The following is a 20,424-nucleotide window of genomic DNA, read 5'->3' on the forward strand; positions in this document are numbered from 1 at the left end:
TAAAACACTAGATAATACAACCATCACTCAGGCAAATTGCATGAATCACAAAGGATAAAGATGGAATTTAGCATAAAAAGCGCTGCCCCGGAAAAATTGCGTACGGATTGCTTGCTGGTTGGCATTTATGAAGGCCGGAAACTGACGGATTTAGCTAAATCGCTGGATGCCGTGAGCGAAAAAGCCATTTCGGCCGCACTGAAATCCGGTGATATGGAAGGTAAAACCGGAAGCACCCTGATATTGCGTCAACTGTCAGGTGTCGTGGCTCCTAGAGTCATGCTGGTGGGGTTGGGCAAGGCGGACGATGCGAGCCTGAAAAGCTTGCGTAACAGCTTCCGCGCTGCGGTGAAAGCACTGCCTGCGGGTGTGGAGAATGTGGCGACAGATTTTGTCAGCCTGAGTATCAAAAAAACAACGGTGCAGCAAAAAGCGGCTGCCCTGGCTGAAGTAGCGCTGGACGCCACTTATAAAGTGAATGCGGTGAAAGAGAAATCTGTTGAACCGCATCCGCTCAAGCAAGTGAGTGTGTTGGTGGAAAAAACCGATCAAGCGGCTGCGACTGAGGGCGTGAGTCAGGGTAGCAGTGTAGGGCAGGGCGTGGCCTTGGCCAAAGATCTGGGCAATTTGCCACCGAATATTTGCACCCCTAGCTATCTCGGCAAGCAAGCTGAGAAATTGGCCAAAGAATACGGTTTTAAGGTCGAGGTGCTGGAGCAGGCCGCGATTGAGAAGCTCAATATGGGCTCTTTTTTAGGCGTGACGCGTGGCAGCGAAGAGCCGCCACGCTTTATTGTATTGCAGCATCTGCAGGGTAAAAAATCCCAGAAACCAGTAGTACTGGTAGGCAAGGGCATTACGTTTGATACCGGTGGCATTTCGCTTAAACCGGGCGCCGACATGGATGAAATGAAATATGACATGTGCGGTGCGGCCTCTGTGCTGGGTGTGTTTAAAGCCTTGGGCGAGTTGAAATTGCCGCTGAATGTGGTGGGCTTGATTCCGACCTGTGAAAACATGCCGAGTGGCCGCGCGACCAAACCAGGCGATGTGTTGACCAGCATGTCTGGCCAGACCATTGAAGTGCTAAACACGGATGCCGAAGGCCGTTTGATTTTGTGCGACGCGCTGACCTATGCCGAACGCTTTGAGCCAGCGGCGGTGATTGATATTGCCACCCTGACCGGCGCCTGCGTCATTGCGTTAGGCCACCATGTCAGTGGCCTGTTTGCCAATAATGATGCTTTGGCCAAGGCCTTGCTGGCAGCGGGAGAGCAAGCCAATGACCGTGCCTGGCAAATGCCGTTGTGGGACGATTATCAGGGCCAACTGGACAGTAATTTTGCCGATATTGCCAATATCGGTGGCCGTGCCGCAGGCAGTATTACCGCGGCTTGTTTCTTGTCGCGCTTTGCCAAAAAGTATGACTGGGCGCACCTGGATATCGCGGGCACGGCCTGGAAATCTGGCAAGGAAAAAGGCGGCACAGGTCGTCCGGTCCCATTGCTAGTGACATATCTGCTAGAGCAGGCCGCCAAATAACGCGTCATGACCAAAATCCGTTTTTACACTGATGTCACTGATCCACCAGCATTAATACAACACCTGGTGAGCCAGGCGTTATCACGGCAGCGCAGTGTGACCATTTATGTGCCTGACCGTGAGCAGGCGCAAAGGTTGGGTGATCAGTTATGGCAGCAAACGGCGGACAGTTTTTGGCCGAATACATTGGCTGACGCCGAGTACGCCGCATTGACGCCGGTGCAACTCGCCTGGCAGCCAGAGCAGATTCGCCAGGATGATTTGCTGTTTAACTGCCAGGCGGCCCTGCCTAAGTTTTTCAGCCGTTTTCGCCATGTGTTCGAGTTGATAGGCACCGAAGAGGCTGACAAAATAGCCGGGCGACAGCGGTGGGCATTTTATCGTGACCGTGGTTACGAGATTCAGCACATGAATAAGCAAACGCAATAACAAGCCTTGCAAAGGGGATGGTGTGGATATTTCAGAAATTCCGGTATTAACCAAAGTCGTGCATAAAGGGGCAGCGCCTGCGTTTGACATCGACGAACTGGTGGCGCAGCTTAAACAGGCTTTGTTACCGGAAATCACGCAATTGGTGGCTGCGCAACTGGCCGAGCATAGCGCTGGCACACTTGCCGCCGCGCAGCAATCGCTTGCCGACTACGCCAACACCTTGCAACAAGACGTGCTGGCGAAGGCACAGTCGCAGGTCGGCGATAGCATTCAGGCCATAGAACAGGCTTTCCACGAGGCCATGGGCAATGTCAGCAAACAGCAACTACAAGCATTTGAGGCGCAACTAACGCAGTTGACGGCCACCCAGCAAACGCAAATGCAGTCTGCGGAGCAGTCATTCCAGGCCAGCTTGGAAAATAATCTCCAGCAGCAATCACAGGCGGTGGAGGAAAAACTGGCGCAGTTAAGCGCCACGCAACAGCAGTTGCTGGCAGAGACCGAGCAGTCGCTGCGTGACACGGTGCAAAAAACAGGTGCACAATGGCTGGGCGAGACCCTGTCGCCACTGGCAGATGCGCAACAGGCGCAAATGGAAAGCCGTTTGCAATCTTTGCGTGAGCAGCTTGAACAGGGCCTGGTCGATCATTTGCAACAATTGCAAGAAACCAATCAACAAACCTTGTCTGATAGCCAGGCATCAGCTGCTACCACGCTGGTGGCAGACTACAAGCAATCACTGCAAGAGGCATTTGCCGAGTTAAACGCTGCACAAATTGCTGAGTTTAAACAGAGCATGCAAGCCGAGCTTGCGGCATCCGCGCCTGCCTTGGAGGAAAAAGTGGCAGCAGTGGTCGCAGCGCAATTGCAGGAAATGGAGTCCGAGATGAACAAGCGCCTCAAGTCACGTATTCTGGAAGTGTTGCAGGGCATCAAGTTTGTGATGCCTACCGTTTAATTTACGCGTTTGCCAGTGTCAGCATGACTGGTGTGTGATCGCTGGGGCGCTCCAGTTTGCGTGGCGCCTTGTCTATTACGCAGCTATCGCACAGTGGCTTTAAGGCATCACTGACCAGGATGTGGTCTATACGCATGCCCATGTTGCGGCGGAACGCGGCCATGCGGTAATCCCACCAGCTAAACTGCCCGGCCTCGTCGTTAAACAGGCGGAAGCTATCGTGTAATCCCAAGGCTAATAATCGCTCAAAGGCTTCCCGTTCGGGCTGGCTTACCAGCACTTGCCCTTCCCAGGCGGCCGGGTCATGGCAATCTCTATCATCCGGCGCAATATTGTAATCTCCTAACAAGGCGAGTTTTTCGTGTTGCTTCAACTCGTCCGTCACCCAGTTTTGCAGGGCCGCCAGCCAATTGAGTTTGTATTGATATTTATCTGAATCCAGCGCCTGGCCATTCACCACATAGGCGCAAATCACACGTACGCCCTGTATCGTGGCCGCAATAATGCGCTTTTGTTCATCGGCAAAATTTGGCAGGTCAACATGGACATCTTGCAGTGGATGCGGGCTGATAATCGCCACGCCATTGTAGGTTTTCTGGCCATTATGCACCGCATTAAACCCGGCTTCTTGCAAGGCGGCATAGGGAAACTTGCTATCTTCCTGCTTGGTTTCCTGCAGGCAGAGTACATCCGGCTGGTTGGCAGTCAGCCAGTCCAGCACATGCGGCAAGCGCACAGTCAGGGAGTTGACGTTCCAGGTAGCCAGTTTCAACAAAGTTCTCCACAAAAGAATCAGCAAAATGCGCTTGCAATGCGCCAGGGATCACGCGCATTTTACACGACTCTTTTATCGCTGCCTGCCACTTAGGTGTCGACACGCGCTGCCATATCAGACAAATGGCGTATTTTTCAATCACACGCTCCCCGTTACAGTGACGTTTGCATGGTTTGATATCAGGAGCAAAAGATGAAAAATAGCCAGGGAACCGCTGCGGGTTTCTCTAAAACGGAGTGGTGGTTAGTGTTGGCGATTGTGCTGGTGGCGATAGGCCTGCGGCCGGGGATTGTTTCCATGGGGCCTGCGTTGCCTGCCATCATAGCCACCTTTCAATTGAGTCACGCCATGGCCTCAATGATGACGGCAATCCCTGATGTATTAATGGGCGCGTTGGCGTTGCCTACGCCGTGGCTGGTACGCCGATTTGGTGTCAATAACGTGCTGATGTTTGCGTTGAGTGTGCTGAGTCTTTCAATGTTAGTACGCGCTTACTCTGCGGGAAGTGGTTTGCTCATGACCAGTACCGTCGGTGTGGGGGCGGGTATTGCTGTCGCAGGCGCCATGTTTGCCGGCATCGTTAAAGCCAGTTTTGCCAATCGAGCGGCATTCATCATGGGCATTTATGCCACCGCCTTGTCATTGGGCAGCACTTTGTCGGCCGGGCTGACGGGCTGGATATTGCAAACTGCGGGCTGGCGGGTCGCGACCGGCTTGTGGGCAGTGCTGGGGGTGATCGCTATGGTGGCCTGGTGGCAAGTCATACGCAAATCAGTCACCACGCGCGCAGTCAATGTGACTTCGACACAGGCAGCACCCTCGCGCCTGCCTTTGCGCACCCCCGTAGCCTGGATGATTGCCTTGTTCTTTGCCTGCGTTAACTTCCTGTTTTATGCCATCCTCACCTGGACCGCGGCGATGTATCAGGAAAGTGGCATGCCTGCGGCCGAGGCCGGCGCCGTCCTCGCCAGTTTTACATTTTGCTTTATGTTGGCCAGCCCGGTGGTTGGCATGTATAGCCGACACCCTGATCGACGCGGCTGGCTCGCAGGATGTGCCTTGATATCCACCATTGGCCTGGCAGGCATGGCGACACCTGGTGCCTGGCCGTGGTTGTGGGTGCCGCTGACGGCATTTGGTCTCGGCGGGGCATTTACGTTGGCCATGACCTTGCCGCTGGACCATACACATACGCCGGACGCGGCCAATCGCTGGAATGCGTTCGTATTAACGGTTGGCTATCTGATTGCGGCGTGTGGCCCTTTTATTGTGGGGCGTATGCGTGATGTGAGTGGTCACTTCGAGAGTGGTTTTCAATTGTTATGCCTGGTGTCTTGCATGATGTTTTTGCTTGCATTTACCCTAAAGCCTGGCCAGGCCGCAGGGTAGTGATGAATCACGCATGATGCTTTCAGCACGCGTGATGGATTGAGGCTAAAGCGCATAGTCGTCAATTCGATTGATACAGCTATAAATTGTTGTCTGTTTGCTTAATGCGGTCAGCCTGCTGTGCGGTATAAACACAGTTGGATGAGATTGGTTGTAATCGGCCAATCCAATGTTTTTCACGTTGTTCGGATACTCATGAAGCGCGGATTGATTCTTACATTATGCAAATGGCTGCTGGCATGCGTGTGCCTGGCGATTGCGACTGTGGCCGCTGCGTCCGAGCATATCAAGTTACAACTCAAGTGGCATCACCAGTTTCAGTTTGCCGGTTATTATGCGGCCCAGCAACAGGGCTATTACCGTGATGAAGGGCTGGACGTCGAGATCATCGAAGGCAGCAAGGATAGGCCGCCTTTACAGCAGGTGCTGTCAGGCCAGGCAGACTACTCGATTGGGGATTCAGAGATCCTGGTCTCCCGCGTTGCTGGTAAACCTGTGGTCGCGCTGGCTGCCGTTTTTCAGCACTCCCCTTATGTCATGCTCAGCTTGAATGAAAGTGGCATATACCAGCCTGAAGATCTGATCGGCAAACGCATCATGATGTCTGGCGATCAGGGTGGTTTGCAGTTTAAAGCCATGCTGCTCAAACGCAATATAGATATCAGGCAGATGACCATTTTGCCGCATAGCTGGCGTTTACAAGACTTGATTGATGGCAAGGTGGATGCCATCTCGGCCTACGCCATGGATGAACCTGTGCAATTGCAGCAAATGGGATACTCGCCTGCCATCATTAGTAACCAGGGCTATGGCGTGGATTTTTATGGTGATATTTTATTCACGTCCGAGCGAGAGTTGGCCATGCACCCGGAGCGCGTGGAGGCTTTTCTGCGGGCGACTAAAAAAGGGTGGGCATATGCATTCAATCATAAAGAGACGCTGGTCGAGCAGATTGCCGCGATGCCTGGGGTATCCAAACGCGGGATTACCAAGCAAACGCTGATGCAGGAAGCCCGTTTGATGGTGCCCTATGTGCTGTCAGAAGTGGTTCCCTGGGGGCATATGAATGAAGACCGTTGGGATAGTATTGCCAGCACGTTTGCTGAGCTAGGGCTGATTCCGGCGCAATACAGCCTGAAAGGGTTTGTCTATCAGGGCGATGTGCTGGTGAAACGGCCCTATATGCTGTGGTTCACGCGTGGCGTGGCCATTCTGTTGCTGGTATTAGGGGTGACCTTTCTGTGGAACTTGCAGATCAGGCGGCAAGTGGTCCATCGCACCCAGGCATTGCAAAACGAAATTGACCGTCGTACACAAGCGGAATACCTGCTCAAGGTGGCAGGCAGCGTGGCGAAAATCGGCGGTTGGGTGATAGACCTTAAAACCAACCTCATACATTGGTCAGACGAAGTAGCCATTTTGCATGATATGCCGCCAGGCTACTCGCCGACGGTAGAAGAAGGCTTGAGCATGTTTGTGCCTGAGTATCAGGCATTGATGTGCAGTGCGATTCGACAATGTATCGATGAAGGCATGCCTTATGACCTGGAGATGGAAAAGATCACGGCCAATGGCCGCCGTTTCTGGGTGCGCGCCATGGGGCGGCCGGTGCGTGATAGCGAAGGCAAGATCGTTAAACTGCAAGGATCATTGCAGGATATTACCGCACACAAACAGCTCGCGGCCATTAAACAGGGGCAAGATAGAATTCAGGCCATGATGCTGGCCGATGTGGCATTGCCAGACATTTTGCACGCTGCCGTGTTACTCATCGAACAGCATTTCCCGGATGTCAGTTGTGCCATGTTGCTGCTGGATAAAGAAGGCCAGCATTTGCGCCGCACCGCTTCAGCCAAGCTGCCTGCGGCCTATGCAAAAGCCATTGATGGCCTCGAGTTGGGCACCGGTGGCATTGCCGCGCTGACAGAAGGCCGCGTGATTGCTGAAGATATCAGTACGCATCCCTTATGGCAGACATGCAGTGAACTGGCCATCACCCATGGTTTGCGCGCCTGCTGGACCATGCCTATTTTATCGCGCAGCCGCCGTGTACTGGGGCTGCTGGCCATGTATCGCCAGCAACGGCATAGCCCGCACGTGGCAGAACTGGATTTTATCGACAGCTATGCGCAGATCCTCGGGCTGGCGATTGAGCGTGAACAGTCAGACGAGCAACTGCATTTGTTGCGAAATGGGGTGTCCAGGCTCAATGATATTGTGATGATTACCGAATCGCCGCTGCACGCGCCCATGCAGCAAAAAATCGTGTTTTTGAACGACGCATTTACCCGTATTACTGGCCGCTCAGTCGACTTACTGGGGGGTATTTCCCCGTTTGAGTTATTTCAGGAGGCGACGCCAGGGCGCGAACTGGAGCGCATCAAAGAAGCCTTTCAGCACATGCGACCGGTCAAAACCGAGGTGGTGACCGTGAATGAGGACGGTGTAGGCATTTCACTTGAAATGGATGCACTGCCGTTGCTGGATAAAGGGGGCTTGGTCACGCATTGGGTGGCGGTGCTCAGGGATATTACCGAACGCAAACAGGCCGATGCGCAAATTCGTCAGCTGGCTTATTACGACACCATGACCGGCTTGCCTAACCGCATGTTGTTGCAGGAAAAGCTGGCTTCGCATGTGCGCAAAGCCATGCGCAAGGAAACGGGCGGCGCCTTGCTGTTTATTGATATCGATAACTTTAAAACACTCAATGATACGCATGGCCACGATGTGGGGGATGCCTTGCTGGTTGAAGTGGCCAAGCGCATCAAACAGTCCGTGCGACGCTTTGATACTGTGAGTCGTTTAGGCGGCGATGAGTTTGTCGTCGTGCTCGATAGCTTGCATCATGATGCCGCACAGGCTGAAAAGCAGGCCAGACGCGTGTGCGAAAAGATTCTGGCCGCGTTTAAAAAGCCATTTAACCTCAAGCATTACCAACACTACACCACGCCCAGTATCGGCGTTGTGCTGTTTGATCCGGAACACATGAGTCAGACAGACGAACTGCTGCGCCGTGCGGACATGGCGATGTATAAAGCCAAAGAAGCCGGACGCAATGGCTATCAGTTCTTTGATACACAAATGGAAACCGAGCTGCTCCAACGCGCGGCGCTGGAAGCCGATTTGCACATTGCGCTTGAAAAACAGGAGTTCATCCTGCATTTTCAGCCGCAATACGACCAGCAACATCATATCGTGGGGGCTGAAGCACTCGTGCGCTGGCAGCATCCCGACCATGGCGTCATTATGCCCGGGCAATTTATCAGCTTGGCAGAAAATACCGGCCAGATTGTGGCCTTGGGCCGCTGGGTATTGCAAGAAGCCTGCGGCATGTTGCAGCGCTGGGCCGATCACCCAGTGCTACGTCACCTGGTGCTGTCGGTCAACGTCAGTCCCAAGCAATACTTGCAGCCTGAGTTTGTGGCAGAAGTGCAACATATGCTTGCTGAAACAGGCATCAACCCAGGCAATCTCAAGCTGGAGCTGACAGAAAGCATGCTGGTCGATAATGTGGAGGACATCATTGCCAAAATGGCAGCCCTCAAGCAAACCGGTGTCTGCTTCTCGCTGGACGATTTTGGCACGGGGTATTCTTCGCTGTCCTACCTGAAACGCTTGCCATTTGACCAGTTGAAAATCGACCAGTCTTTTGTGCGCGATATGCTCAACGGCCACGACCACGAAAGTATCGTCAATGCCATCATTTCGCTGGCGCAAAGCCTCAAGTTGGAAATCCTGGCCGAAGGTGTCGAAACCGAAGCGCAGCTCAATGTACTGCAAGACCTGGGTTGCGAAATTTTCCAGGGCTATTACTTTACCAAGCCTTTGCCCTTAGAGATGTTTGAAGCCTGGGTTGCGCAGTCGCAACAGCCTGCCAGGAGCAACGCTGCCTTGCAGGCCATATAAGAGCCATATTCAGCGCCGCGTGAAGGTGACTCAGCTCGGTTGGTATAACACAAACACACCTTGAAACGTGGACGTTACTCTGGTGTCGCACAGAATGTGCGCATTGACGATCAGCTTGGCTCGACCGCGCTGCTGGTAACTGTCCAGGAATAATGGCCAGTCCTGCTCGGATTGCAATGACGCCACGCACTCAAAATCGCTATGTATTGGCAACAGAAACTTGATCTCTTGCTGCTTGATCACCAGGCTTCCTATCAGTCCGGCTTGCTGTATTTTGTGTTGCAGTAATGACCAGGCCGTCGTGATCGAAATGGCGGCAATGCTGCCACCAAATACAATATCCAGATGATTTTTATTCAGCGCATAAGAGCCGCGCACGTGCAACTCAGTGTCTGCAATCTGCGTGATCTGGATACCCAGATTCCTGGTTTGCGGGATCAGTTCAAACAGCTTCTGTTCAAATGTTGCTTCAAGCGTGGTCATGGTGAGTCCTTATGGCGGCTGCTTACAAGTAAAAAGCCTCAAGCAAGGCTTGAGGCTTTTTGAGACTAGCCATTGTTGATTGCTCAACAATAGTCGACATTAAGCCGCGAAATTCTTCGCTGCAAATTCCCAGTTCACCAGGTGATTCAGGAACGTTTCGACAAATTTTGGACGCGCATTGCGGTGGTCGATGTAGTAAGCGTGTTCCCATACGTCGATGGTCAGCAAGGCTATGTCGCCAGTCGTCAGTGGGGTGCCTGCGGCGCCCATGTTGACGATATCAACAGAACCGTCGGCTTTTTTCACCAGCCATGTCCAGCCTGAACCGAAGTTACCCACGGCTGAAGCTTGAAATGCCTTTTTGAACTCTTCGTATGAACCCCATTTGGCGTTAATGGCTGCTGCCAAAGCACCGCTTGGCTCGCCGCCACCGTTTGGAGACAGGCAGTTCCAGAAGAACGTGTGGTTCCAAACCTGGGCTGAGTTATTGTAGATGCCAGCAGAAGATTTTTTGATGATGTCTTCCAGCGCCGCATTTTCAAACTCGGTGCCTTTGATCAGGTTGTTGAGGTTGGTCACATACGCTTGGTGATGCTTGCTGTAGTGGTAGTCAAAAGTTTCTTCTGACATGTGTGGGGCCAATGCATTTTTTGCAAATGGCAAAGCTGGTAAGGCGTGTTCCATGGAATTTCCTTTTTTGGTTTGTTGAAATGGTTGCCTGCTTTTGTAAGCTAAGACGTTGCGACATTAGAGTCACGAGACTGGCAAAGGTTTACCAATTTAGTAGGGTTATTTTGCCATATTTTGCGGTCTAGCAAAACCTTGACTGCGCACATCATTGTGCAGAAGGGGATTATTTCTTGCGTGCACGCGGATGGGCCGCGTCGTAAATTTTACTCAAATGTTGAAAGTCTAGATGGGTGTAAACCTGGGTGGTGCTGATATTGGCATGTCCCAGCATTTCTTGCACGGCGCGCAAATCACCGCTGCTCTGCAAAACATGGCTGGCAAAGCTGTGGCGCAGCATGTGCGGGTGCACATGGTTATGCAATCCCTGTTTGGTGACCCAGTGGTTGATACGGGTTTGCACGGTGCGGGCATGGATGCGGCGGCCTTGCTGGCTAACAAAGACGGCCATTTCTGTCGGGCGTTTCGTGAGCCACAGCGGCCTTATGGCCAGCCAGTCTTTGAGCGCAGAGATGGCTTTGCTGCCCAAGGGCACCATGCGGGTTTTGTTGCCTTTACCAATCACTGTGATCAGGCCTTCTTGCAGGTCCAGTCTGTCGAGATTCAAGCCAACCAGCTCGCTCAGGCGCAGGCCTGAGGAGTAAAACAGCTCCAGCATGGCACGGTCGCGTTGCGTAATCGCTTCATCGCCTTCGATTTCGACCAGTTTGATCGTTTGTTCAATCGACAGTGCATGTGGCAAAGATTTTGGTGCTTTAGGTGCGCGCAAACCAATCACAGGATTGGCCGGAAAATTTTTATGTAACACCAGGTAGCGGTAAAAACCACGCCAACTGGACAAAATGCGCGCGATGCTGCGGCCATGCATGCCCTGGCTGTTGAGGTTGGCTATTTGGCGACGAATGTCTTGCGGGGTGAGTGCCTGCAGTTTGTCTGCATGTTGTTGTAACAAGCGCTCAATATCGCGCTGGTAGTTATTGCGCGTGTGCTCGCTGAGTCCACGTTCAAAGTGCAGGAAGTCGAGGTAGTCATCCAGCATCTCATGCATGATGACCGCCTCTAAGAATGGGCCCTACGCTGACAATTGCCGCAAGAATATCCCTCTTGGCGGAAACCTCAGCGGGGGCTTTCATATAATGTATCTGGCCAGAGACGCGCTGACCAACTCTCCGATACGGTTGAGGAAGAGGGTGCCCATGCCCGCGTAGAAGCGGCTGCGTTGTTCACTGGGGATGGCCATCAGGCCAAAAGTGACTTCCTGGTAGCGCATAGGGATCACCGCCAGTGACGCGGGTGTGTCGGTAAACCAGCCGGCGATATCCATAGTCGGCAAGGTGCCGCAATAAGGCTGGCTCAGGTCTTTAGCCCAGTTTTTGAGTGAGTCTTCTGCGTCTATGAACAGGTGGTCAGCGGCATGACTGTCGTTGACCCAGAGCTTGAGTTGCGCATTGGGTAACTGAAAATGCGTCGCCAGAAACTCCACCAGGTGGGTATGCAGTGCGGCGACATCTTTGGCAAATAACAGTCCAAGTGTCAGCTCGTGCACCTTGTTTGCCGTGGCTTCGTTTTCTTCGGCGGTTAAAATCAGCTCGGTAAAGCGTGATTCGAGTACGCGTATTTTGTCGCGCTGGGCAATCTGCTGACGTTCCGCCAGTGAGATGGTGCCTTTGCCATGTGGGCTGGGTAAAAAGAGCTCTGCCAGCAAGTGGGCATGACTTTCGAAAAAGTCTGGATGCGCCTTGAGGTAGTGCTTGATATCGCTTTCGTTAATGCTTTCTTCCATGATGCTGCTGTTCTTGTCTCTCTAAATCTCTATTTCGCCGTCAAAGACAATCTCTGCCGGTCCTGTCATCATGACCGGCGCGTGATCGCCTGTCCATTGAATGGTTAAAATACCGCCACGGGTATGCACTTTGACCGGGCTTTGCAATGCACCCAGCTGTATGCCACTGACCGCCGCGGCACATGCGCCAGTGCCGCAGGCCAAGGTTTCACCACTGCCACGTTCATACACGCGCAGGTTGATTTCATGCTCGTTAAGCACCTGCATAAAACCCGCATTCACCCGTTGCGGAAAGCGTGGGTGAGATTCGATTTGTGGCCCCAGGATAGCGACTTCGGCCGTGTGTACATTGTCTACCAGCATGACGGCATGCGGGTTACCCATGGATACCGCACTCACGGTCACGGTTTCGTTGTTGAGCGGGAGCTCGTAAGAGGTGGCTTGTGCCTCGGCCTCAAATGGAATCTGCTTGGGGACAAAGCGCGGCGCACCCATGTTGACCGTCACTTGCCCATCATCCTGCAGCATCAGCGTAATCACACCGCTGGCAGTTTCTACTTTAATCTCATGTTTCTGCGTCAGGCCTTTTTCAACCACAAAGCGCACAAAGCAACGCGCGCCATTGCCGCATTGCTCGACCTCACCGCCATCGGCATTAAAAATGCGGTAGCGGAAATCCACACCAGCGGTTTCCGTTGATTCGACCATCAGCAACTGGTCGCAACCGACGCCGAAAAAACGGTTGGCGATATGCTGAATTTGGCTATGAGAAAGCTGTACAGGCGTTTTGGTGGCATCAATCACGACAAAGTCATTGCCTGCGCCCTGCATTTTGGTAAATCGTAATTTCATAGCTCAAGATGATACTCCATCGTGCCGTTGAAGGCATCCATAGAACGAAGATTTATTCCTTGGCATAAATAATCTCAGGTAGAATCTTTGTTCCCAATTTTGGGTGCTGGCTTCAGCCTTTAGTCAGTACCATTTATTAACTTTATTACTTTTCAAGGCGTCAAACATGAGTGAATATCTTTTTACTTCGGAATCCGTGTCCGAAGGCCATCCCGACAAATTAGCTGACCAGGTATCTGATAGCATTCTGGATGCGATTTTAGCCCAAGACCCAACTGCGCGTGTCGCCGCAGAAACCCTGGCCAATACCGGCCTGGTGGTGCTGGCCGGTGAAATTACGACCACTGCCAATGTCGACTACATCAAGGTCGCACGTGATGCGATCAAACGCATTGGCTATGACAATACCGAATACGGCATCGACTACAAAGGGTGCGCGGTATTAGTCGCTTATGACAAACAATCCCCAGATATCGCCCAGGGTGTGGATAACGCGAATGATGATCCGCTGGATCAAGGTGCGGGTGACCAGGGCCTGATGTTTGGCTATGCAGTGAATGAAACCCCGCAATTGATGCCATTGCCGATCTGGCTCAGCCACCGTGTGATGGAGCGCCAGTCCCAGTTGCGTAAAGATGGCCGCTTGCCATGGTTGCGCCCGGATGCCAAGTCACAAGTGACCATTCAGTATGTCGATGGTAAGCCGTTCAAAATTGATACCGTCCTGGTGTCCACACAACATGCGCCAGACATGAGCCTGGACGCGATTCGTGAAGCCGTGATCGAAGAAATCATCAAGCCAACCTTGCCTGCCGAGCTGATTAAAGGCGAGATTAAATACCTAGTGAACCCGACTGGCCGTTTTGTGATCGGTGGTCCGCAAGGCGATTGTGGCCTCACTGGCCGCAAGATTATTGTCGACACCTATGGCGGTGCCGCACCTCACGGTGGTGGCGCGTTCTCTGGCAAGGATCCTTCCAAGGTAGATCGTTCAGCCGCATACGCAGGGCGTTATGTGGCAAAAAATATTGTGGCGGCCGGGTTGGCCGACAAGTGCCTGGTGCAGGTCAGCTACGCCATTGGCGTGGCACAGCCAACCTCTATCATGGTAGAAACCTATGGTACAGGCAAAGTTTCAGATGAGCGTCTGACACAGTTGGTGCGCGAGCATTTTGATCTGCGTCCAAAAGGCATCGTGAAGATGCTGGACCTGTTGCGTCCTATCTATAGCAAAACAGCGGCTTATGGCCACTTTGGCCGTGATGAGCCAGAGTTTAGCTGGGAGGCGACGGATAAAGCAGCTGCGTTGCGCGCAGCCGCTGGCTTGTAAATCTGCTATAACCAGACTGCATGTTAAAACATGCATATAAAAGTAATTTTAAAGAGGGCTTTTAGCCCTCTTTTTTTTCAATTTTTTTCCGATAATCAATTATAAGATGTAAACATTATGCGGGGCAGTCAGGGCGATATGTTAAAAACAATAGCAATTAACGAGGTACGTCTGGGGATGTATATCCATGAGCTAAAGGGCCCATGGATGGATCACCCGTTTTGGCGTACCAAGTTTGTATTGAATGACCCTGTCGATTTGCAGAAGCTTCGCGCCAGCTCTCTGAAGGAGGTGGTGATTGATGCCAGCCAGGGCTTGGATGTGGCAGCTGAGCCTGATACGGCTGATCGCCAGCTCACAGACAAAGAAATGGCCATGTTGGAACTGGATGGCCCGGTGGTTGCTGACAATGCGGGGGACGACAAGTTAAAGCCTGCCACCTTGGAAGCAGAACGCGAGCAGGCCGCCAAGATTATTGCCTCCTCACGCCGGGCAATCGAGTCCATGTTTAAAGATTTGCGCATGGGCAAGGCCATTGAAGCAGAAGCGGTGATGCCGTTAGTGGAAGAGATTTCCGCCTCGGTCACGCGCAATGTGCATGCACTGATTAGCCTGGTGCGCCTAAAAACGGTGGATGATTACACCTATATGCATTCGGTGGCGGTCTGTGCGCTGATGACCGCACTCGCCAAAGAACTTAAATTATCTGAGGCAGAAGTCAAACAGGCCGGATTGGCCGGGCTCATGCACGATATGGGCAAGGCGGGGATTCCCCAGCAAATATTGAATAAGCCGGGCTCGCTGACGGATAGTGAGTTTGATGTTATTCGCACGCACCCAAAACTGGGGCATGACATGCTGGTAAAAGCCAATATCTCGGATACGGTGACTTTGGATGTGTGTTTGCATCACCATGAAAAAATGGATGGGTCTGGTTATCCTGAACATTTGAGCGGCGATCAGATGACCATTTTTGCCAAAATGGGGGCCATCTGCGATGTGTATGACGCCGTGACCTCCACGCGTGCGTATAAACCGGCGTGGGAGCCAGGCATGGCCCTCAAGCGCATGGCAAGCTGGAGCGGTCATTTTGACCCCGAGGTATTTAAAGCCTTTGTCAAAAGCTTGGGTATTTATCCGATTGGCACGGTGGTGATGCTGAAATCAGGGCGCTTGGCGGTAGTCGTCAAGCAAACGCCTGATAGCTTGCTCAAGCCAGTCGTCAAGGCATTCTTCTCGACCAAATCGAAAATCCATATCCCGGTGATAGAGCTTGATTTGTCAAAAGGCATGGATGAGATTATCGGTAATGAGTCGGCGGCAACCTGGGGCGTGGGGAATATCGATCACTTATGGTCTAACCACTAAGGTTGGGTCAGCCACGGATTGAGGGCATTAAAAAAGGAGCTTAGCGCTCCTTTTTTAATGGGTTGTTTATTCTTCTGCTGACTTTTTCGTCCGCTTGCTGGCGGCGGCTTTGGTCGTCGTTGCTTTTTTGGCCGCAGGTTTTTTCACGGCTGTTTTTGTGGCAGTGGTTTTAGGCGCTGCGGCTTTTTTTGCTGCTGGTTTTTTAGCGGCGGGCTTCTTGCTGGCACTTTTTCCACCGTCTTTGGCGGCTTTTTCTGCCAGTAATTCCAGAGCTTGTTCTACGTTAAGCTCTTCTGGCGCCACACTCTTAGGCAAGGTAGCACGGATGCCATTATGTTGCACATAAGGGCCAAAGCGGCCAGAAAATACTTCAATACGGCCTTCGCCTGAAGGATGTTCGCCCAAGTCGGCCAACGGGGTCGGCCCATTGGCAGCCGCCAGTAGTTTCACGGCGCCTTCCAGGTCTATGCTAAATACACTCTCGGTTTTGGGGATGGACTTGAACTTGCCATCATGATTCACATAAGGCCCAAAACGGCCGATATTCGCAACAATTTTCTTGCCGGTTTCCGGGTGTTGGCCCAAGTCACGTGGCAAACTCAGCAGCATGTGCGCAGTGTCGATATTCACCTGGCTCAGCGGAATTTCTTTAGGAATGCTGACACGTTTGGGTTTTTTCTTGTCGCCTTCGACTGGCTGACCCACCTGTAAATAAGGACCATACGGACCATTCATCAGGTAAATGTCTTTTTGGGTGTCGACGTCCTGCCCGATCACCACTGGCTCGCTGGCCATATTGGCTTCGCCATCCAGGTTGCGTTTGTAATCGCATTTAGGCGTCGCGTTATAGCCAGTACAGCCGATAAAACTGCCATAACGGCTCAGTTGTTTCTGCAACTGACGGCCACATTTCGGGCACATTTCGTCTATCAGCTCATTGCCCGGGCGTTCAACGTCGGCCTTGACGATGATCTGCTGGTTGAATCCCTGCCAGAACTTGTCCATGACGGGTACCCAGTCCAGATTGCCTTCGGCGATCTCATCCAGCTCGTTTTCCAGCTTAGCGGTAAAGTCGTAATCCACGTACTGCGTGAAGTGCTCAGTGAGGAATTTATTCACCACGCGGCCGACATCGGTGGGCGTAAAGCGCTTTTTATCCAGCACCACATATTCGCGGTCTTGCAGTGTTGAGATAATGCTGGCGTAAGTGGAAGGGCGGCCAATGCCGTACTCTTCGAGCGCTTTGACCAGGCTGGCTTCTGAATAACGCGGTGGCGGTTCGGTAAAGTGTTGTTCGCCGAAAATCTTTTCAACGGTCAAGACTTCGCCGGTTTCCAGATGCGGCAACTTGGCTTCCGCGTCTTCGTCGTCTTTATCGTCGTCTTTGCCTTCCATGTAGACGGCAATAAAACCCGGGAATACCAGCGTTTGACCCGTGGCGCGGAACAGGTTGGCGTCTGTGCCAACGGCCAGGTCCACACTCACTGCATCATATTTGGCTTGCGTCATCTGGCAGGCCAGGGTGCGCTTCCAGATCATTTCATACAGTTTGAACTGTTCGTCGTTCAAGTACTGGCGCACGCTCGCAGGCGTGCGTGTAATGTCAGTCGGGCGAATCGCCTCGTGCGCCTCTTGCGCATTTTTGGCTTTGGTTTTGTACATGATGGGCGACTTGGGCAGGTAGTCTGCATCAAAGTACTTTTTCACGTAATCACGGATTTGCATCACGGCTTCGGCCGCCAGGCTGAACGAGTCAGTACGCATGTAGGTAATCAAACCGACGGTGCCGCTCCCAACGTCCATACCTTCATATAGTTGCTGCGCCACGCGCATGGCGCGGCTGGTGGTAAAGCCGAGTTTACGCACGGCTTCCTGTTGCAAAGTCGACGTCGTGAATGGTGCGGCCGGGCTGCGGCTGCGTTGTTTTTTCTCTACGCGCGTGACGGTGGTTTTGCCCGCTGAGGCCAATAACAGTTTGCCAACGATATCGGCTTGCTGGTCATGGTTGGTGACCGTGAACTGTTCTACCTTCTGGCCATTGAGTTGCACCAGTCTGGCGTCAAAGCCATGGGCATGCTTGAGCGCGCCCATATGGATGCTCCAGTATTCCTGGCTGGTAAAGGCTTCAATTTCCAGCTCGCGCTCTACAATCAGGCGTAGTGCCGGGCTTTGCACGCGGCCTGCTGACAAACCACGACGGATTTTTTTCCACAGCAATGGTGAGAGGTTAAAACCGACCAGGTAATCCAGCGCACGGCGGGCTTGTTGTGCATTGACCAAATCCATGGAAATATCACGTGGGTGGTCAATCGCGTGTTTCACCGCGGTTTGTGTAATTTCGTTGAACTCTACGCGTTTAATCAGCTTGTTTTTGACCAGCTTTTTTTCCGCCAGGATTTCGGCAATATGCCACGAGATAGCCTCGCCTTCGCGGTCCGGGTCGGTTGCCAGATAGATGCTGTCGGCACTCTTCACTGCTTTGGCAATCGCATCTACATGCTTGCTGTTACGATCGATGATGTCGTACTTCATGGCGAACTGCTGCGTCGGGTCGACGGCGCCATTTTTAGGAATCAGGTCGCGCACATGCCCGTAAGAAGCCAAGACCTCAAAATCACCGCCCAAATATTTTTTGAGGGTTTTGGCCTTGGAGGGTGATTCAACGATCAGCAGTTTTGACATTGAGCGGTCTGTGTAAGAGTTGGCTAGATAATAGCAAGCGTTTTAACAACTAGACAATATATCGGTGCGGAAAGTCATGAATTAAAGCCTTTCCACCCCGAAACATTGTGTTATTCCTCAGTGCTGACTGCAACCGGGAACGGTTTGCGCGCAAATTCAATGCGTTTGTCATCCTGAGAGGCAATCGACAATGCCATGTCGTTGCCAGCAGAAAATTTCTCGTGGTCAAACATCGGGTCTTCGTCTTCGTCCTTGGCCTGGCTCAGGTGCTTGAAGTCATACAGATCAAAGTCAGCCAGGTGTGAAGGTTCCACATTGCCAATGGCGCGGAAAATATTATTGATACGTCCCGGTTGCTCGCGCTCCCAGTTGTTGAGCATATCCTTGATTTTCTGGCGTTGCAGATTTTCCTGGCTACCGCACAAATCACACGGAATAATTGGGAACTGCATGCCGCGCGCATACGCTGCAATGTCTTTCTCAGCACAATAAGCCAATGGACGAATCACCATGAATTCACCACGGTTGGTGGCCAGTTTTGGCGGCATGGCTTTCATTTTGGCGCCGTAAAACATATTGAGGAACAAGGTTTGTACGATGTCGTCGCGGTGGTGGCCCAAGGCGATTTTATTGGCACCCAGTTGTTGCGCAGTGGTGTAAATAATGCCGCGACGCAGGCGTGAACACAGGCTGCAGGTGGTTTTACCTTCTGGGATTTTTTCTTTCACAATCGAGTAAGTGTCCGCTTCTACAATGCGGTACTCCACGCCCAGTTTTTCCAGGTAGGCCGGTAAAATATCTGCCGGAAAGCCTGGTTGTTTCTGGTCCAGATTCATCGCGATCAGTTTGAAATTGATCGGTGCACGCTCTTGCAAAGCCAGCAAAATCATCAACATGGCATGGCTGTCTTTACCGCCGCTCATGCACACGAGCACGGTGTCGCCATCTTCAATCATGTTGTAATCGCCAATGGCTTTACCCGTCGCGCTAATCAACTGATTGCGCAGTTTCAAAAAGTTTTGGCTAACGTCGTCTGGATAATGTTTGATCTTCATAGGCGCGCATTATAGCGGAAAGCAAGGCAAAGTCACGCTAAGTCTTTGATTATTCTGATTGATTTTATTCGGTTAGTGCAACATCAGCATCGCAGGCAGTATTCGCCGCGATCCAGCGTTTGAACAGGCGGCTGGCGGCTGCATTCATGCTTGGCGGTAGCCAGCGTAAAAAACGGGCGGGTTCGCTGACCATGCCACATAAATAACGTTGGGCTGAATCGCTCCAAATCAGCGCCCGGCATGGCGCCTGGTGTGGCCAGAGTAACGCCAGGCTGACCGGGCAAGGCTCGGCAGCACAACACACGCCACACCCGTTACATGTGTCACCCAAGGCGGGTTTCGCTGGTGCCTGTGCGTGAATAGTGATGATTTGGGAGCTGGACCCCATTGCTATAAACTTAAATTGCGACCGCCATCCACCGCCAATACATGACCGGTGATAAACGGCGCATCATCAATCAGGAATTTGACTGCCTTGGCAATGTCGGATGGCTCCCCAGTGCGTTTGAGCAAGGTTTGGTTTACCACTTGCTGGCGGTAACCTTCATCAAATTCCTGGTTATCGTCCGGCCATAGCACCGGCCCCGGGGCGACCGCATTCACACGCACGTCAGGCGCCAGTTCCTGTGCCAGAGACTTGGTCAAACTGACCAGGCCAGCTTTTGCAGCGCTGTAAACAATATAGTGCTTTTTCGGCCGCTCAATATGCATGTCGGTAATATTGACGATGCAGCCCTGACTGGCACGCAAGGCGTCGGCCGCCGCCTGGCTTAGAAATAAGGGCGCTTTCAGGTTGCTGCCCATGAGCTCTTCCCACTGTGCTGCATCAATCTGGCCGAGCTGGGTGGGGTAATAGCTGGAAGCATTGTTGACCAGTGCATCCAGGCGGCCGAAGTGCTGCAGTGCCGTGTCTACCAGTGGCGGTAATGCAGCCAGGTCGAGCAGGTTAGCCTGCGCCACCACCACGCTGCCAGCGCGCATCAGGTTGAGTTCGGCTTGCAGCGCAAGTGCTTCTTTGGCGCTGGTGTGGTAATGCAGCAAGATATTGGCACCCTGGCGGTGCAGCTCGCGGGTGATGGCGGCGCCAACACGTTTGGCACCACCGGTAATCAGCACAACTTTGGGAACGGAATGGAAATTCACGGTGGTCTCTTTATTCTGGACTGGTCACATTATAAT

General features: G+C 52.5%; 17 protein-coding genes. 7 read left to right on the forward strand and 10 right to left on the reverse strand.

The genetic code is table 11. The features are described 5' to 3' along the window. Positions 1–60: 60 nt before the first annotated feature. From INP78_RS00525 to INP78_RS00535, 3 genes are read left to right on the forward strand one after another with little or no spacing between them, the layout of a single operon-like run. Positions 61–1,542 carry a leucyl aminopeptidase gene (locus tag INP78_RS00525; RefSeq protein ID WP_194740307.1) on the forward strand — a complete coding sequence of 494 codons (1,482 nt, stop codon included), beginning with the start codon at positions 61–63 and terminating at the stop codon, positions 1,540–1,542. 6 nt (positions 1,543–1,548) lie between these two features. Beyond that, on the forward strand, positions 1,549–1,971 hold the full coding sequence (locus INP78_RS00530) for a DNA polymerase III subunit chi (protein ID WP_194740308.1): 423 nt from the start codon (positions 1,549–1,551) through the stop codon (positions 1,969–1,971). Between the two features lie 22 nt (positions 1,972–1,993). Beyond that, positions 1,994–2,932 carry a hypothetical protein gene (locus tag INP78_RS00535; protein WP_194740309.1) on the forward strand — a complete coding sequence of 313 codons (939 nt, stop codon included), beginning with the start codon at positions 1,994–1,996 and terminating at the stop codon, positions 2,930–2,932. Position 2,933: 1 nt separating this feature from the next. On the opposite strand, the gene xth is transcribed toward INP78_RS00535, so the two are convergent. Further along, entirely contained in the window at positions 2,934–3,704 is a 771-nt protein-coding gene (xth, locus tag INP78_RS00540) for an exodeoxyribonuclease III (RefSeq protein ID WP_194741060.1), read from the reverse strand. A 195-nt stretch (positions 3,705–3,899) separates the two neighbouring features. On the opposite strand from xth, the gene INP78_RS00545 reads away from it, so the two are divergent. Continuing rightward, positions 3,900–5,096 (forward strand): CynX/NimT family MFS transporter, encoded by a 1,197-nt coding sequence (locus INP78_RS00545; protein ID WP_228522574.1) that lies wholly within the window; start codon positions 3,900–3,902, stop codon positions 5,094–5,096. Between the two features lie 195 nt (positions 5,097–5,291). After that, positions 5,292–9,005: an EAL domain-containing protein gene (locus tag INP78_RS00550; protein WP_194740310.1), complete on the forward strand. Its 3,714-nt coding sequence runs from the start codon at positions 5,292–5,294 to the stop codon at positions 9,003–9,005. A 30-nt stretch (positions 9,006–9,035) separates the two neighbouring features. Here INP78_RS00550 and INP78_RS00555 read toward each other — a convergent pair whose 3' ends face one another. The 5 genes from INP78_RS00555 to dapF all read right to left on the reverse strand — a co-directional run bounded on the left by INP78_RS00555 (position 9,036) and on the right by dapF (position 12,810). Then, on the reverse strand, positions 9,036–9,488 hold the full coding sequence (locus INP78_RS00555) for a YiiD C-terminal domain-containing protein (protein ID WP_194740311.1): 453 nt from the start codon (positions 9,486–9,488) through the stop codon (positions 9,036–9,038). Positions 9,489–9,587: 99 nt separating this feature from the next. Then, positions 9,588–10,172 (reverse strand): superoxide dismutase, encoded by a 585-nt coding sequence (locus INP78_RS00560; protein WP_194740312.1) that lies wholly within the window; start codon positions 10,170–10,172, stop codon positions 9,588–9,590. A gap of 169 nt (positions 10,173–10,341) precedes the next feature. Further along, a complete protein-coding gene (gene xerC, locus INP78_RS00565; RefSeq protein ID WP_194740313.1) occupies positions 10,342–11,223 on the reverse strand; it encodes a tyrosine recombinase XerC in 882 nt (293 codons plus the stop codon). A gap of 81 nt (positions 11,224–11,304) precedes the next feature. Next, positions 11,305–11,958 (reverse strand): DUF484 family protein, encoded by a 654-nt coding sequence (locus tag INP78_RS00570; protein ID WP_194740314.1) that lies wholly within the window; start codon positions 11,956–11,958, stop codon positions 11,305–11,307. Between the two features lie 21 nt (positions 11,959–11,979). Further along, positions 11,980–12,810, reverse strand: a complete 831-nt coding sequence (gene dapF / locus INP78_RS00575; protein ID WP_194740315.1) for a diaminopimelate epimerase — start codon at positions 12,808–12,810, stop codon at positions 11,980–11,982. Between the two features lie 166 nt (positions 12,811–12,976). On the opposite strand from dapF, the gene metK reads away from it, so the two are divergent. Together metK and INP78_RS00585 are read left to right on the forward strand one after the other, a co-directional pair. Then, positions 12,977–14,140, forward strand: coding sequence for a methionine adenosyltransferase (gene metK / locus INP78_RS00580; protein WP_194740316.1), 1,164 nt, complete (start codon positions 12,977–12,979; stop codon positions 14,138–14,140). 138 nt (positions 14,141–14,278) lie between these two features. After that, positions 14,279–15,508 carry an HD-GYP domain-containing protein gene (locus INP78_RS00585; RefSeq protein ID WP_194740317.1) on the forward strand — a complete coding sequence of 410 codons (1,230 nt, stop codon included), beginning with the start codon at positions 14,279–14,281 and terminating at the stop codon, positions 15,506–15,508. 66 nt (positions 15,509–15,574) lie between these two features. Here the strand turns inward: INP78_RS00585 and topA are convergent, their stop codons facing one another. The 4 genes from topA to INP78_RS00605 all read right to left on the reverse strand — a co-directional run bounded on the left by topA (position 15,575) and on the right by INP78_RS00605 (position 20,388). Then, the gene (gene topA / locus INP78_RS00590) at positions 15,575–18,190 is read right to left on the reverse strand and encodes a type I DNA topoisomerase (RefSeq protein ID WP_194740318.1); all 2,616 of its coding nucleotides are present in this window, start codon (positions 18,188–18,190) and stop codon (positions 15,575–15,577) included. Between the two features lie 110 nt (positions 18,191–18,300). Beyond that, positions 18,301–19,245 (reverse strand): tRNA 2-thiocytidine(32) synthetase TtcA, encoded by a 945-nt coding sequence (gene ttcA / locus INP78_RS00595; protein ID WP_194740319.1) that lies wholly within the window; start codon positions 19,243–19,245, stop codon positions 18,301–18,303. A gap of 64 nt (positions 19,246–19,309) precedes the next feature. After that, the gene (locus tag INP78_RS00600) at positions 19,310–19,633 is read right to left on the reverse strand and encodes a hypothetical protein (RefSeq protein ID WP_228522575.1); all 324 of its coding nucleotides are present in this window, start codon (positions 19,631–19,633) and stop codon (positions 19,310–19,312) included. A gap of 2 nt (positions 19,634–19,635) precedes the next feature. Continuing rightward, positions 19,636–20,388, reverse strand: coding sequence for a pteridine reductase (locus tag INP78_RS00605; protein ID WP_368667952.1), 753 nt, complete (start codon positions 20,386–20,388; stop codon positions 19,636–19,638). Positions 20,389–20,424: the final 36 nt, after the last annotated feature.

The sequence above is a fragment of the Methylophilus sp. 14 genome (genome assembly GCF_015354345.1).
Taxonomy (GTDB): domain Bacteria; phylum Pseudomonadota; class Gammaproteobacteria; order Burkholderiales; family Methylophilaceae; genus Methylophilus.

Bases quoted from the DNA above. Each gene is read 5' to 3' on its own strand.
- INP78_RS00525 (WP_194740307.1), top strand. From the start codon at position 61: ATGGAATTTAGCATAAAAAGCGCTGCCCCGGAAAAATTGCGTACGGAT.
- INP78_RS00530 (WP_194740308.1), top strand. From the start codon at position 1,549: ATGACCAAAATCCGTTTTTACACTGATGTCACTGATCCACCAGCATTA.
- INP78_RS00545 (WP_228522574.1), top strand. From the start codon at position 3,900: ATGAAAAATAGCCAGGGAACCGCTGCGGGTTTCTCTAAAACGGAGTGG.
- INP78_RS00550 (WP_194740310.1), top strand. From the start codon at position 5,292: ATGAAGCGCGGATTGATTCTTACATTATGCAAATGGCTGCTGGCATGC.
- INP78_RS00555 (WP_194740311.1), bottom strand. From the start codon at position 9,488: ATGACCACGCTTGAAGCAACATTTGAACAGAAGCTGTTTGAACTGATC.
- INP78_RS00560 (WP_194740312.1), bottom strand. From the start codon at position 10,172: ATGGAACACGCCTTACCAGCTTTGCCATTTGCAAAAAATGCATTGGCC.
- xerC (WP_194740313.1), bottom strand. From the start codon at position 11,223: ATGCATGAGATGCTGGATGACTACCTCGACTTCCTGCACTTTGAACGT.
- INP78_RS00570 (WP_194740314.1), bottom strand. From the start codon at position 11,958: ATGGAAGAAAGCATTAACGAAAGCGATATCAAGCACTACCTCAAGGCG.
- dapF (WP_194740315.1), bottom strand. From the start codon at position 12,810: ATGAAATTACGATTTACCAAAATGCAGGGCGCAGGCAATGACTTTGTC.
- metK (WP_194740316.1), top strand. From the start codon at position 12,977: ATGAGTGAATATCTTTTTACTTCGGAATCCGTGTCCGAAGGCCATCCC.
- INP78_RS00585 (WP_194740317.1), top strand. From the start codon at position 14,279: ATGTTAAAAACAATAGCAATTAACGAGGTACGTCTGGGGATGTATATC.
- topA (WP_194740318.1), bottom strand. From the start codon at position 18,190: ATGTCAAAACTGCTGATCGTTGAATCACCCTCCAAGGCCAAAACCCTC.
- ttcA (WP_194740319.1), bottom strand. From the start codon at position 19,245: ATGAAGATCAAACATTATCCAGACGACGTTAGCCAAAACTTTTTGAAA.
- INP78_RS00600 (WP_228522575.1), bottom strand. From the start codon at position 19,633: ATGGGGTCCAGCTCCCAAATCATCACTATTCACGCACAGGCACCAGCG.